12 protein-coding genes and 1 tRNA gene are annotated in these 13767 nt (G+C 69.9%); 2 read left to right on the top strand and 11 right to left on the bottom strand.

What is annotated here, in order from left to right; translation table 11 throughout:
- Both GUY59_RS29805 and GUY59_RS29800 read right to left on the bottom strand, forming a co-directional pair.
- Positions 1-308: GNAT family N-acetyltransferase (locus GUY59_RS29805; RefSeq protein ID WP_161714764.1), on the bottom strand; the 308-nt coding region annotated here is incomplete at its 3' end.
- 554 nt (positions 309-862) lie between these two features.
- Positions 863-2191, bottom strand: coding sequence for a hypothetical protein (locus tag GUY59_RS29800; RefSeq protein WP_161714763.1), 1329 nt, complete (start codon positions 2189-2191; stop codon positions 863-865).
- Positions 2192-3150: 959 nt separating this feature from the next.
- On the opposite strand from GUY59_RS29800, the gene GUY59_RS50905 reads away from it, so the two are divergent.
- Entirely contained in the window at positions 3151-3894 is a 744-nt protein-coding gene (locus GUY59_RS50905) for a GlxA family transcriptional regulator (RefSeq protein WP_442939027.1), read from the top strand.
- A gap of 525 nt (positions 3895-4419) precedes the next feature.
- Here GUY59_RS50905 and GUY59_RS29790 read toward each other — a convergent pair.
- From GUY59_RS29790 to nadD, 5 genes are all read right to left on the bottom strand, one after another.
- Entirely contained in the window at positions 4420-4773 is a 354-nt protein-coding gene (locus GUY59_RS29790; RefSeq protein ID WP_138205434.1) for a hypothetical protein, read from the bottom strand.
- 844 nt (positions 4774-5617) lie between these two features.
- Positions 5618-5690 (bottom strand) — tRNA-Ala (locus GUY59_RS29785).
- Positions 5691-5811: 121 nt separating this feature from the next.
- On the bottom strand, positions 5812-6441 hold the full coding sequence (locus tag GUY59_RS29780; protein WP_138205436.1) for a histidine phosphatase family protein: 630 nt from the start codon (positions 6439-6441) through the stop codon (positions 5812-5814).
- Positions 6438-6833 (bottom strand): ribosome silencing factor, encoded by a 396-nt coding sequence (gene rsfS, locus GUY59_RS29775; RefSeq protein ID WP_138205438.1) that lies wholly within the window; start codon positions 6831-6833, stop codon positions 6438-6440. Before rsfS ends, GUY59_RS29780 begins: the two co-directional genes overlap by 4 nt.
- A gap of 90 nt (positions 6834-6923) precedes the next feature.
- On the bottom strand, positions 6924-7541 hold the full coding sequence (nadD, locus tag GUY59_RS29770) for a nicotinate-nucleotide adenylyltransferase (RefSeq protein WP_138205440.1): 618 nt from the start codon (positions 7539-7541) through the stop codon (positions 6924-6926).
- An 86-nt stretch (positions 7542-7627) separates the two neighbouring features.
- Here nadD and GUY59_RS29765 point away from each other — a divergent pair, with 86 nt between their 5' ends.
- Positions 7628-8659 carry a M48 family metallopeptidase gene (locus GUY59_RS29765; RefSeq protein ID WP_171055534.1) on the top strand — a complete coding sequence of 344 codons (1032 nt, stop codon included), beginning with the start codon at positions 7628-7630 and terminating at the stop codon, positions 8657-8659.
- Between the two features lie 125 nt (positions 8660-8784).
- Here the strand turns inward: GUY59_RS29765 and GUY59_RS29760 are convergent, their stop codons facing one another.
- From GUY59_RS29760 to proB, 4 genes are all read right to left on the bottom strand, one after another.
- On the bottom strand, positions 8785-10746 hold the full coding sequence (locus GUY59_RS29760) for a serine/threonine protein kinase (RefSeq protein WP_138205442.1): 1962 nt from the start codon (positions 10744-10746) through the stop codon (positions 8785-8787).
- Between the two features lie 81 nt (positions 10747-10827).
- The gene (locus GUY59_RS47745) at positions 10828-11004 is read right to left on the bottom strand and encodes a hypothetical protein (protein ID WP_171055535.1); all 177 of its coding nucleotides are present in this window, start codon (positions 11002-11004) and stop codon (positions 10828-10830) included.
- Between the two features lie 49 nt (positions 11005-11053).
- Entirely contained in the window at positions 11054-12325 is a 1272-nt protein-coding gene (locus tag GUY59_RS29755) for a glutamate-5-semialdehyde dehydrogenase (RefSeq protein ID WP_138205444.1), read from the bottom strand.
- A gap of 85 nt (positions 12326-12410) precedes the next feature.
- A complete protein-coding gene (proB, locus tag GUY59_RS29750) occupies positions 12411-13529 on the bottom strand; it encodes a glutamate 5-kinase (RefSeq protein ID WP_165959778.1) in 1119 nt (372 codons plus the stop codon).
- Between the last annotated feature and the right edge of the window lie 238 nt (positions 13530-13767).

Here is a 13767-nt window from a genome sequence, read left to right as displayed (position 1 = left end):
CCCATCAGCCGCCGCCCCAGCCCGCCACCCCGGTGCTCGGGCGTGACGAAGAAGAACGGGATCCAGCCGGTCTCCGGCTCCAGATCGGTGCCGGGGGCGAGGGGCGTCAGCCTGCGGACGGCGTAGGCGGAGCCCGCCACCCGCCCGTCCACCACGGCCACCCGCAGGCCCTCGGGGTCGAAATTGGGGTCGAGCAGCACGCAGTCACGGAACCATCCTGAGGTGGTGGGGTCTCCTGGCATGCTTCGGTTCCAGGCGTCCACCAGGGGGCGTTCGTCGCCCGGCACGAACGCGCGGACAGTCACCATGAGGGTCCTTTCACGCTGCAGCTGTCCCGCCACAGCTTTCCCAGTGTTAACCGCCCAGGTCAAGCGATGTAGGAAGAAATTTTCCATCTCGCAGTAAATGTGGAAAATTAGTTTCGCGTGCGGTATCTATGGATGGTTACCCGTTCGCCCCTCTTGCCCCAGCGCTCACAAGCCGTCGCGTCCGCAGGCGCACACCGGTTCCGCCGGCACGCGCTTGAACCGCGCGAGCGTCATGCGCGTAGCACCCGGCCCACGCCCGCACCACCCCTGCAAGCGCCCGCCGGATGCCTCACCCCGGGCCGCTCGACCTTCCGGCCGCGCGTGGCGCCTGCCGCGAGCGCGCACGAAGATCCCCCGGGGGAGACGTCCGGCGGCGCGTGGGCGTGAGGAGTGCGTGCTGGATGGGCGGCGCCCCTCCAGCACGCTTCCCCCGCCGGGCGGGCAACCCCCTGTCCGCCGGCGGGCTCGTGACCGCGGCGGTCAGCCCCGGGCGCCCACGAACGGGCGCCCGGGGCGCCGCCCGCCCGCGGCGCCGGGCCCCTCCGCGCCGCCGGTCATTTCAGTCCGGCGACGAACGTCGTGGCCAGCCGCGTCACTGCGGTCTTGGCGACCGCGGGCTCGAAGACCGGCTTCTCGTAGTCGTCGGCCTCGACGATGCCGCCGCCGGCCGTCGTGCCCCCGAAGGTGAACTCGACCGTACGCTCGCCGGACAGAACCTTGATCAGCAACTCCTGCCGGGGTTCCTTGTCCTGCTCGCCCGGCCTGGTGGTCGAGGACACCACGGCGAACGCCTTCTCCCCGAGCCCGGAGAGCTCCTCCCTGGGCCCGTACGTGGTGTGGCTCACGCTGTTGCCGATGCCGCCCTTGGCGCGGTAGCGGTCGTACTTCTTGGCATCACGGCCGAACTGGAAGTCCGACCCGCTGCTGCCGTCCTTCCCCCAGTCGACGACGTGGACGCGCAGGCTTCCGCCCCTGGCGGTGTACTCCTGGCCCGGCTCGTGCTTGACCGCCTCCTGGATGGTCCAAGTGCAGGTGGTCTGCTTGATGCGCCCGTCGTTGTCGCCCACGGACGGCCCGGTGACCGCGGGGAAGAACGCCGACTGCACGTCCGCGACGCTGAGTATCCCGCAGGGCCCTCCGACCTTGACCTTCGAGGCGTCCTTGGCCATCTCCGCGGTGATGCGCTCGGCGACCTTGCCGGCCGCGGCCCGCACCTCGTCGCCCGAGGGGTACTTCCGGCCGGAACGGTTGCTGCCGCCGTACCTGACCTTGATCAACCACGGTCCCTGCCGGACGTACACCTCGGCGGACAAGCCGCTGTGCCCGATCGAGCTCTGGCTGTACGAGGCGTCGCCGTACTCCAGCTTGATGGTCTCGCCGAACGACGAGCCGGAGGTCCTCCCGTCGACCCGCTGCCCGTCCCGTACGTTGACCCGCCCGTCGTGCGTCTTCTTGTCCCGCTCGAAGCGGTCCTTTGCGTACTCGATCGCGTTCTGTGTGCCGGAGCTCTTGGCCTCGACGGAGATGTTCAGGCTGCGATGGCCGATGACGCCGCCGCCGACGTCCATCTCGCTGTTCCGCCATCCGCAGCTCGCCTGCTTGTCATCCTCCGCAGCGGCCCCGGTCGACGCGTCCCTCCCGCCGTACTTGCCGTCGGTGACCAGGCTCTTGCGCAGGGCGTCCGGGACGGCGTCGCAGAGCTGGGACCCGGTGATCGGGCGCAGCTTCACCGCCTCGGCGGCCGGGGTCGCCGAGGGCGTCCGTACCAGTCTGGGCCGCTTGCCGGACAGGTCGGGCGGCGGTCCTGGCCCGTCGCTGAACTGCTGGAGCAGCAGCCACCCTCCGGCCGCCCCGCCGATCAGGACGACGGCGAGCACGGCCACGATGGCGATCAGCGGCCCCTTCCCGCCGCCGTTGCGCCGAGGAGGCCGCCCCCGGCCACCCGGCCCGCCGGGACCGCCCGGCCACGGCCCTCCAGGACCACTCGGCCCTGGCCCGCCGCGACCGCCCTGCCACGGACCCGGCCCCCCAGGCCCCACCGGCGGAAAGCCACCGCCCTGTCGCCCCGGCATCCCCTGCACGCCAGGCCCGTACGGCGGCCCGGAGGGGCCGTGCCCGGAAGGCGGCGGGAATGGGGTGGACATCAGCGACCCTTCACAACACAGCGGCGGAACCTTGACCGGGTGGCCACGACAGCCGAAAGGCCGTGTCCGACGGAGCACGAGGGGGCGCCTGCCGTCCTACGGGCGGCCAGGCATGCGTCCGCCCCCGCGCTTGATCCGTGGCCGATTCCGAGCCTACGGACGGCCCGCACGGGGGCATGTCAGGCGAACACCCGACAACCCGATCACAGTTCGGTCGAGGCACGCCCACGTCACATCGCCGGATCGGCGACTCGACCGCGCGCCTTGACAGTCATTGGCGGCGGGGGCCGGTTATGGTTGCCGCCCGAACGAGGATTTGAGCCGTTAGTGGTCTCGCTGGCATCGGGTGCATGGAATCCATACGTCCATCCTCAGCGAGTAGGCACTGGTAGACTAGTGGCCATATGGCCAACTACCGCCCTTATCTGGCCATGCCCCAGCGCTCGTGTGCGAGTGGGCGAAACACCTTCCACCGTGTGAAAATCAGCGATGTGCATACCATCGTAGTGCTGGCAGTGCCAATGTGATCGCGTTCGATCTGGCCACGCCGGTGGAGGTGTTGGTCGCGCCCGCCTTCCTGATGGGAGACCGGCCTACCGCGTCGTCGTGTGCGGGGCCGACAGCGTGGTCGATGCGGGGCCGATACGCATCCAGGTAGAGCGGGACTCGAGGAGCTCGAACGTGCGGACACGGTCGTAGTGCCCGGCCGCAACGACATCACGGTGCCGACGCCACCGCTGTTCATCGAGGCCTTGCGTACCGCAGCCGCAATGGGGACCCGGATCGCGTCCATCTGTGTCGGCGCCCTGACTCTGGCCGAGGCCGGGCTCCTCGATGGTCGGCGGGCGACCACGCACTGGCTGAATCCCGACACCCTGCCCCGCCGCCATCCGGCTGTCGAGGTGGACCGCGACGTGCTCTACGTCGACGCCGACAACATCGTGACCTCCGCCGGAGCGGCGGCAGGCCTAGATCTCTGCCTCCACCTGATCCGCCGTGACTTCGGCGTGGCGGTCGCCGCCGACGCCTCCCGCCTGGCGGTGGCGCCCCTCCACCGAAGCGGTGGACAGGCGCAGTTCGTCGTGCGCAACCCACCTCGGTACGCCACCGCGACCCTCGAAGGCGTACTGGCCTGGATCGAGAAGAACACCCACCGCGACCTCGCCTTGGCCGACATCGCCCACGCCGCGCATACGAGCGTCCGTACGCTCACCCGGCGCTTCCACACCGAAACGGGCCAGAGTCCCATGGAGTGGGTGACCGGCGTCCGAATCCGACATGCCCAGGAGTTGCTGGAGACCACCGACCACAGCGTCGAACGCATCGCGCACCAAGTCGGCTTCGCCAGCACCGGAAATTTCCGCACACACTTCCGTCGACTGGTCGGTGTGAGTCCAAGGGACTACCGGGCCACTTTCGGGATGTCGGAGAGGAGGACTTAAGCGGCATATGACGTGTCGGATTGTTCGAGTCATCCAGACTCGGGGCTGAACACGTTGCAGTCAGGCCGCGAGTCCCGTTCCGTTGCAGGTTGCCCCCGCGACGGTGACCCCAGGCATGAACCCAACCACACGCAGCATCAACGCGTCTCGACTGAGCCGCGTCGCCCGCAGGCCGCGTCGATCAGGGCGAAGTACACCCGGATCTTCAGGCCGCCTGCATTGAAGCGAAGCGTTCTGCGAGCCGAACGCCTTCCAGTCGAGACGCAGGTCGCCCGGCGCCACATGATGCCCAAGTGTCCCGTATTCAGCGTCCGGAAGACAGCTCTGTAAGAGGCAACGACCGACACACCCTCCCGCCAGCGAACCGCCAGCCCTCCACGGCCGCACGTCCAATCTCTACCGATCCAATTGTGAAAGAAACCATCTCCGTGGTTTAGGAAAAGTTTCGCTGCGGCTTGCGCAAATCTACATTGCGACTAGCTTTCGACCCATGTAGCCGGCCCTCTACGCAGTGCGACGCGCGACCTACTGGATCTGGTCGAGCAAGTGCCAGTCGGCGTCGAGAGCGTGAGCCACCCGGGTGAGTATCTGTTCGAATCCGGACCGGGTCTTGTCCGGGAAACCGATGAAGAATCGGTTGGCCAGCGGCACGCCCCAGCGCATCTGCCGGGCCACGTTGTAGACCCGGTGGACGATGATCGTCCCGGCATCATCGTGTGTGGCGGACCACTCGCCGCGATACCACCATCCACCCTGGGAGACCGCCGTCCGGCCGTCGGTCTCGGTGAGTGCGAGATCGCTCCGAAGCAGCGGCCAGACCTGGTCGACGGGCGCGTCGATGTGGCCGGCGATCTCGGCGAGGAGCCTCTTGTCAGCCACGAGGCCCCGACGCCCGGGTGTTCTGGAACGACGCGAACCGCCAGCCCTCCTAGCAGGACGCTCCACTAAGGTCATAAGACGCTGTGCTGCCGCCAGGCGCGCGAAGAACGCCGTCGGGGAACGGCCCCAGAAGTACGACCGCTGCCTCAAAGGCTCTCTGTGCTGCTCCTGCGGAGCCAAGCTCATGATCGAACGGCCCCGCGACAAGAACGGCGACCGGTACGAGTGCTTCACCTGCTCCGGTCAGCGCCGCAAGCGCACCCCTGCACCTGCTCAGCGATCCTCGCCGACCGGATCGAGCAGCGCATCGAAGCCACCTACAACACCGACGACCTCACCAAGAGCGACGCCGAACGGGTTCGGAAAGTGCTACACCAGGTGTTCGACCAGCTCGAAGCCTCCAGCGACGACGAACGCAAACTACTCGAAGCACAGAAACAAAGCTCGAAGCCGACGACTCCAGCTCGTCCAGGCCACTACGCCGACGCGATTCCGCTCGACCTCCTCGAGATCGAGCAAGAACGCATCCGCACCAGCCTCGACCAGATCACCGCACGCCTCGACACCATGGCCATCACCTACGCCAGCGCCCGAGAAGGCCTCGACGAGATCGACGACCTCCTCACCGACCTATACAACCGGTGCGAACCTGCTGAACGCCGCATGCTCAACCGAGCCCTGTTCGACCGCATCATCGGCGAGGACGAGCACGTCAGCACGGTCCCGGCCGAGCCCGCCGCCAGCATCCTCGCCCACGTCACCGCTGAAGTCCCGGACCGGATGACCACGGAAACGAACCTGCCCCGCCATCAGACGGGGCAGGTTTCGATTTTCTCAACTTACGTGGAGCTATGGGGATTCGAACCCCAGACCTCCTCCATGCCATGGAGGCGCGCTACCAACTGCGCCATAGCCCCTGATCACCGCTCCGAGCACACCCGTTGCGGCGCTCGGAGAGCATATAGCCATCCGCCGCGATTCTCCTAATCGCGCGGGCACACCGCAGGACGGCCGTACGGCCCCCGAGCCGTACGGACCTCAGGCCACGGCCTCCGGCCGGTCGTCACTGTTGACCGGCTCCGGCAGCGTGCCCGCGTTGTGTTCCAGCAGCCGCCAGCCCTTACGCCCTTCCTGCAGCACGGACCAGGAACAGTTGCCCAGCCCGCCGAGCGCCGGCCACAACTCCTCCGGCAACCCGAGCAGCTCGCAGATGCCGAGCCGCAGCGCGGCCCCGTGCGAGGCCACGACGAGCAGCCCGTCGTCGTCGAGGCGGCCGGCCCACTTGCGCATGGCGGTGGCCACCCGGGCCGCCACGTCGCCGACGGGTTCACCGTCCGGCGCCTCCCAGGCCGCGTATTCGTCGGGCCATCGCGCCGCGATCTCCTCACGCGTCAGCCCTTCCCATTGACCGCCGCCGCGCTCGCGGAAGTCCTTGTCGACCGCCACGTCGAGCCCGACGATCCGCCCGAGCGCCAGCGCGGTGTCGTTGGCCCGCTGGAGGTCGGAGGAGACGATCAGGGTCGGACGCAGCGAAGCGAGCAGCGAGGCTGCCCTGGCCGCCTGAGCTATGCCGGTCTCGTCGAGGGGGATGTCGGAGTGGCCCTGGAAGCGCCGCTCGACGTTCCACAAAGTCTGCCCGTGACGCAGACACACGATCCTTCTGCTCAACTGCGGGCCCGCTGCAGATTGGCCTGCATGACGCTCTCCGGCAGCGCGATGGCCGGGCAGTCCTTCCAGAGGCGCTCGAGCGCGTAGAACGTGCGGTCTTCTTCGTGCTGGACGTGCACGACGATGTCGACGTAGTCGAGCAGCACCCAGCGCCCCTCACGCTCGCCCTCGCGGCGTACGGGCTTGACGTCGGCCTCGGTGCGCAGCCGGTCCTCGATCTCGTCGACGATGGCGCGTACCTGGCGGTCGTTGGTGGCGGAGCAGAGCAGGAAGGCGTCGGTGATGACGAGCTGTTCGCTCACGTCGTATGCGAGGATGTCATCGGCCAGCTTGTCGGCCGCGGCCTCCGCGGCGATGCGCACGAGCTGGACGGATCTGTCAGATGCGGTCACGATGCGGGTCTGTCCTCCTGTGTCGGCAGCAAGCCTTACGTTGAGCGTACCCTTCCGGGCCGAAACCCCTCACCCACAGCGTGACGACCTTCAGCCGGTTGCGTGATAAAGCCCGCGTTTGTTGATGTACTGCACGATTCCGTCGGGCACGAGATACCAGATGGGTTCCCCTTTGGCGACCCGGTGCCGGCACTCCGACGACGAGATGGCCAGCGCGGGGATCTCCAGCAGCGTCACCTTGCCGTCGGGCAGTCCGGGGTCGTGCAGCGTATGGCCGGGGCGCGTGCAGCCGACGAAATGCGCCAGCTCGAACAATTCGTCGGCGTCCTGCCAGCCCAGGATGGCGCCGAGGGCGTCGGCTCCGGTGATGAAGAAAAGATCGGTCTGCGGGCCGTAAATATCCGAAATATCGCGCAATGTGTCGATAGTGAAGGTCGGTCCGGGGCGTTCCACGTCCACCCTGCTCACAGAGAAGCGGGGGTTGGAGGCCGTCGCGATGACCGTCATCAGATAGCGGTCCTCCGGCGCCGAGACCTCACGCTCGGACTTCTGGTACGGCCGTCCGGTGGGCACGAAGACGACCTCGTCGAGATGGAAATGGTGGGCCGCTTCGCTGGCCGCGACTAGGTGTCCGTGGTGGATGGGATCGAACGTCCCACCCATCACACCCACTCGCCGCTTCCCCTGGACACCGGGCGCGTTCATCATGAAACGGACCTTACGCGGACGGCTTACGACAACATGATGGCACCCCCTGAGTGATGTCCGCGCATCACTTCCGTTGCGGACGTAGCATGCCGGGCATGACGACCACCCCGGACCGCAACCGCGTCCAACTGCCCGGCATATCGTCCCGAGCCTACGAACACCCCGCAGACCGGTCCGCCCTGGTCGCTCTGCGTAAGTTGAGTGGGTTCGACACAGTTCTCAAGCAGATGTCCGGCCTCGTCAGCGAGCGCCGGTTGCGTCTGATGTACCTTGCGTCCGCCGTACGCGTGAGCGAGACGCAGTTCCGCCCGCTCTACGACATGGGCCGTGACGCCGCCTACACCCTCGACCTGCACCGGATCCCCGAGATCTACGTCCAGCAGGACCCACAGGTCCAGGCCAAGGCCATCGGCTTCGACGATCCGTTCATCGTCGTGACCACCGGTCTGCTCAACCTCATGAACGAGGAGGAGCAGCGCTTCGTCATCGGCCACGAGACCTCGCACATCCTGTCGGGGCACGCGGTCTACCGGACGATGCTCGACATCCTCACCCGCCTCGCCACCCGCGTCGCCTGGATCCCGCTCGGCTACATCGGCCTGCGCGCGATCGTCGCGGGCCTGGAGGAGTGGTACCGCAAGTCCGAGCTGTCCTCCGACCGCGGCGGCCTGCTCACGGGGCAGGACCCCGAGGCGGCCAAGCGCGCGCTGATGAAGCTCGCCGGCGGCGACTACACCCACGAGATGAACATCGAGGCGTTCCTGGAGCAGTACCAGGAATACGACACCGCGGGCGACCTTCGCGACGGCTTCCTCAAGGTGCTCAACCTGCTCGGCACCACCCACCCGTTCGCGGTGGTGCGCGTGGCGGAGCTGGACAAGTGGCAGCGCAGCGGCGAATACGACCGGATCATCGGCGGCGACTACCCGCGCAGGGAAGACGACGCCAACGCCCGGGTGACCGACGAGATGAAGGCCGCGGCCGAGTCCTACCGCGCGTCATGGCAGCAGTCGCAGGACCCGTTCATCGGCGTCCTGCGCGACGTGGCCGAGGGCGCCGTCAACGCGGGCGAGCGCATCTTCAACCGCTTCTCCCGCCGCGACGGCGGCCAGGGCTGACGGGAGCGCCGCACGCGGCCGATCAGCGTGATCGACCGCGTGATCCGCCGCCCACCGCGACGGCGGATCTGAGCAGCACAGATCTGCACAGCACGATCAGGGCAGCCCGGATCACCGCAGCAGGATCACAGCAGCAGGGCGATGGCGCGCACGGCGGCCGCGCACAGGGCGACGAACCCGCCCAGCACGGCCAGTGCGCGCAGCCCTTCCCTGCGCAGATCGGGCAGGCGCTGGCCGATACGCTCGATCTCGCGCCCGGTGAAACCACCGCACAACATCCCGAACACCACCCCGGCCACGGTCACGGGCGCGGGCTGCTGCCACCAGTCGGCGTCGATCTGACCGCCACCGGTTGCCCAGAGCGCGCCGCCCGACGCCACCGCGACGGGCACGCCGGGCCAGACGGCGGCGGTCGCCGCAGCGGCGGCGAGCGCGAACGGGAAGAGCAGCACGCGCAGAGCCACCCGGGTGGCCCGTGAGCTGCGCTTCCTCACCAGCCAGTGACTCATCCAGAGGGTCCTGGTCAGCACCACCAGCACCGCCGTGATGGCGATGGAGGCGATCGGCCAGATCACCGAGGTCACCACGCACGGCACAGCCAGCGCGGCGAGCAGCAGCAGAGCGCCGTTGCCGGCGGGTAGCGTGGTGGACCTCTCGGAGCGAAGGCCCGCTTTCCGCCTGTCCTGCGGTTTGGCCGCGGCCCTCGCGCGCACGGCCGCCGCCGTCCGCTGACGCGGCCCGGTGACGCGCGGCCCCGTCACCTTGCCGTCGACGCTCCCGCGTCCCCGGGGCGCGGGCACCTTGCCTTCGGCCTGCACCCGGCTGCGCGCCGCGACCCCGTCAGCGCCCGCCCGGCTTCGAGCGGAACCCTCCCCACTCGCCGCACTCGTCCGGCCCTGAGCGGCCCCGTCCGTGCCGGCCGCCCGGCTCCGTGCCGCGGCGGCGTCCGTGCCCGCGCGGCCACGGGCCGCGGAGCCGTCGGCGCCCCCCGACCGGCCGCGCGCGGCGGAACCGTCGGGATTGGCCCGGCTGCGGGCCGCGGGATTGTCCGCGCCCGCCCGGCTCCGCGCCGCCGCACCGTCCACGTTGCCACGGCTGCGCGCCGCCGCGCCCTTGCCGTCCGCGCCGGTACGGCCACGCGGCGGAGGCACCTTGCCGTCCACGCCCGCGCCACCGGCCCGCCCGCGCGCCGGGTCCTCCGTCGTACGGCTGCGTACGGCCGCGCCCTTGCCCCCCTCCTCGGCCGCCTCGACGGCGCGTCCACCGGCCGGGGTGGACTCGGGATCGGCCCCGCTCGCCGCCCTGGCCAGCCGCGACAGCCGGTCGGCCAGCAACGCCGCCGTGGGCCGCTTGCCCGGCTCCCTGTTGAGCGCCGCCCGCAGCAGGGGCAGCAGTTGCACGGGCACGCCCTTGAGGTCGGCCTGCCCGTTCAGCACCGCGTACATCTGCGCCTCGGCCGTGCCCCGCCCGAACGTCGGCCGCCCGGTCGCCGCGAACGCCACCGTGGCCGCCCAGGCGTGGACGTCGGCGGGCGAGTCGACCTGCTCGTCGGCGAAGATCTCCGGGGCCGTGTAGCCGGGCGTGCCGAGGAACGTGCCGGTCATGGTGAGCCGGGTGGCGTCGAGCACCTGGGCGATGCCGAAGTCGATCAGAACCGGCCCTCTGCCGGCCATGATGATGTTGCCGGGCTTGAGGTCACGGTGGACGACGCCTGCCGCGTGGATGATGGCCAGCGCCGCCGCGATGCCCTGGGCCATGTCGACCAGTTGGGCGTCGTCGAGCGGGCCGTCCTGGCGTACCCGGTCGAGCAGCGTGACTCCCTCGATGTGCTCCATGACCAGGTAGGGGCGCGCGCAGCCCAGGTCGGCGTCGAGGACCTTGGCGACGTACGGGCTCTCGACCCTGCGCAGCGCACGGACCTCGCGCTCCAGCCTGATGCGCGAGATCTCGTCCTCGGCCAGGTCGTGCAGGACCTTGAGTGCGACGTGCTCGCCACGACGGGTCGAGGCGAGGTAGACCTCGCCCATGCCACCGCGGCCGAGCCGCTCGACCAGGGTGTACGGCCCCACCTTGCCGAGCTTGCTCACCGTCCCTCCCCGCCCGGCGTGCCCATAAGGGACACAACCCTAGCGCCGTGACGTGAGTCACCGCGTGAGGCACGCCGAAGGTTAAGGGTGCGCGTGGTCGGAGAGCATGCTGTCGAGCTCGGCCGTGGGCGCCTCGGACAGCCGTTTGCGGTTGTTCCTGCGCCAGTTGACCCGGCCGCGGCTCTCCAGCCGGAGCAGCAGCCGGTCGGCGCCGAACAACACCGCGGCCATGAGAGCGAGGGCGACGACAATTTCCATGCCCCCAGTCAAACCGCGTCGTCAGGCGCCGGCCGTGCCGACACGCCGGTTAACCGGCCACCACCGTGCCCTCTGACGTGCGCAAATGCCCCTCACCGGTGTAGATCCACTTGGTGGACGTCAGCTCGGGCAGCCCCATCGGGCCACGCGCGTGCAGCTTCTGGGTGGAGATGCCGATCTCCGCCCCGAAGCCGAACTCGCCCCCGTCGGTGAACCTCGTCGAGGCGTTGACCGCCACGGCCGCCGAGTCGACGAGCGCCACGAACCTGCGGGCGGCGCCCTGCGACCGGGTGACGATGGCGTCGGTGTGGCCCGAGCCGTAGCGCCTGATGTGCGCCACCGCCTCCTCCAGCGATCCGACGACGGCGGCGGCGATGTCGAGCGAGAGATATTCGGCGCGGAAGTCGTCCTCGGTGGCCGGCACGACCTCTCCGTACACGGCGATTCTCGCGTCGCCGTGGACGGTCACGCCCGCCTCGGCCAGCGCCCGCAGCGCCCTGGGCACGAACGCGTCGGCCACGTCGGCGTGCACCAGGAACGTCTCCGCCGCGTTGCACACCGAGGGGCGCTGCGCCTTGGCGTTGAGCAGGATCTGCACGGCCAGGTCGACGTCGGCGTCGGCGTCGACGTAGACGCTGCAGTTGCCGACGCCGGTCTCGATCACCGGGACGGTGGACTCCTCGACCACCGAGTTGATCAGCGACGCGCCGCCGCGTGGGATCAGCACGTCGACCAGGCCGCGGGCGCGCATGAGCTCCTTGACCGACTCGCGCGTCAGCCCGGGGACGAGCTGCACGGCCCCCGCCGGGACCTCGGTGCCGGCCAGGGCGTCGTGCATGACCCGCACGAGGGCGGCGTTGGAGGAGTGGGCGCTGGACGAGCCCCTGAGCAGCACCGCGTTGCCGCTTTTCAGGCAGAGGGCGGCGGCGTCGACGGTGACGTTGGGGCGGCCTTCGTAGATGATGCCGATCACGCCCAGCGGCACTCTGAGCTGGCGCAGCTCCAGCCCGTTGGGCAGCGTGGCGCCGCGCACGACCTCCCCGACCGGGTCGGGCAGGTCGGCCACCTGGCGTACGGCCTCGGCGATGGCCGCGATCCTCGCCTCGTCGAGCCGCAGGCGGTCGATCATCGCCTCGGCGGTGCCCTGGGACCTGGCCCGCTCGACGTCCTTGGCGTTGGCCTCGACGATCGGCGCCGCGTGCGCGACCAGCGCGTCGGCGACGGCGCGCAGCGCCCGGTCCTTCGGCGCCCGAGGCAGCGGGGCCAGCTCGGCGGCGGCCTCTCGCGCCGCGTGGGCGACCTTCAGGAACTCTGTGCTCATGGCTACGCTCCGCTTCGCTGCTCAGGGCGCCCGGCGCCCCGACCGTCTTTCGTCACTACGGGCCCCGTCGAGCGGGTGCCCTGCATCACCTGTGGGCTTCCAGTATGACGATGTCGTCACGGTGGATCAGCTCACGCTCATATTCCGGACCCAGTGTGCTCGCCAGCTCGCGCGTGGAGCGGCCGAGCAGTCCGGGGATCTCGTTGGCGTCGAAGTTGACCAGGCCGCGGGCCACCACGAGGCCCTTCGGCTCGCACAGGTCGACGGGGTCGCCGGCGGCGAAATCGCCCTCCACCGACGTCACCCCTGCGGGCAGCAGCGACTTGCGCCGGGCCACGATGGCGTCGACCGCGCCCGGGTCGAGGTGGAGCCGGCCCCGCCCGGTGGTGGCGTGAGCGAGCCAGAGCAGGCGCGTGCCGGGATGGCGGCCGCCAGGGTGGAAGTAGGTGCCGACGTCGGCTCCGCTCAGCGCCTGGGCCGCGTGAGCGGCAGCGGTGAGCACCACGGGCACTCCGGCCCCGGTGGCGATCCTGGCCGCCTGCACCTTGGTCACCATGCCGCCGGTGCCGACGGCCGCGCCGTTCCTGCCGAGCTCGACCCCTATCAGGTCGTCGGCGCCGCGGATCTCCGTCAGCCGGCGCGAGCCGCTGCGGCTCGGCGGGCCGTCGTAGAGGGCGTCGACGTCCGACAACAACACCAGGGCGTCGGCGCGGATCAGGTGCGACACCAGCGCCGCCAGCCGGTCGTTGTCGCCGAAGCGGATCTCGTCGGTGGCCACCGTGTCGTTCTCGTTGACGATGGGCACGATGCCCAGCTCCAGCAGCCGGCCGAGGGTGCGCTGGGCGTTGGCGTGGTGGGCGCGGCGCATCATGTCGTCGGCGGTCAGCAGCACCTGGCCGACCCGCAGGGAGTAGCGGGCGAAGGAGGAGGTGTAGCGGGCGACGAGCACACCCTGCCCGACGGACGCCGCCGCCTGCTGGGTGGCCAGGTCACGTGGCCGCGCGGTCAGCCCCAGCGGGCCGAGGCCCGCCGCGATCGCTCCCGACGAGACCAGGACGATCTGCGTCCCGGCCCGGCGCCGCGCCGCCAGCACATCCACCAGCGCGTCGACCCGGTCGACGTCGATCATGCCCTGAGGGGTGGTGAGCGAGGAGGAGCCGACCTTGACAACGACCTTGGACGCTGAGCTGAGCTGTTCCCGCACGTCTGGCAGCTTATCGGCTCCAGGAAAGCGCGGTGCGCCCGGCCGCCGCGCGCATCGCGGCGGTGACCTCCTCCGGCGGGTCCCCCCGGCGCAGCGCGTACGTGGCGGCCGAGGTCACCGCGCGCCGATCATGCACTCGACCGCCGCTGCGATCAGCGCCTCACGCGTACGCCGCTTCTTGCGTTCCCGGATCCCCTCCGCCATGACCGGCACATTACTACATTGACTGCATCTCTTC

The sequence above is a fragment of the Nonomuraea sp. K271 genome, from assembly GCF_009908215.1.
Lineage (GTDB): Bacteria > Actinomycetota > Actinomycetes > Streptosporangiales > Streptosporangiaceae > Nonomuraea > Nonomuraea longispora.
The sequence above is the reverse complement of the archived record's forward strand: the minus strand, read 5'-3'. Positions and strand labels throughout refer to the sequence as shown.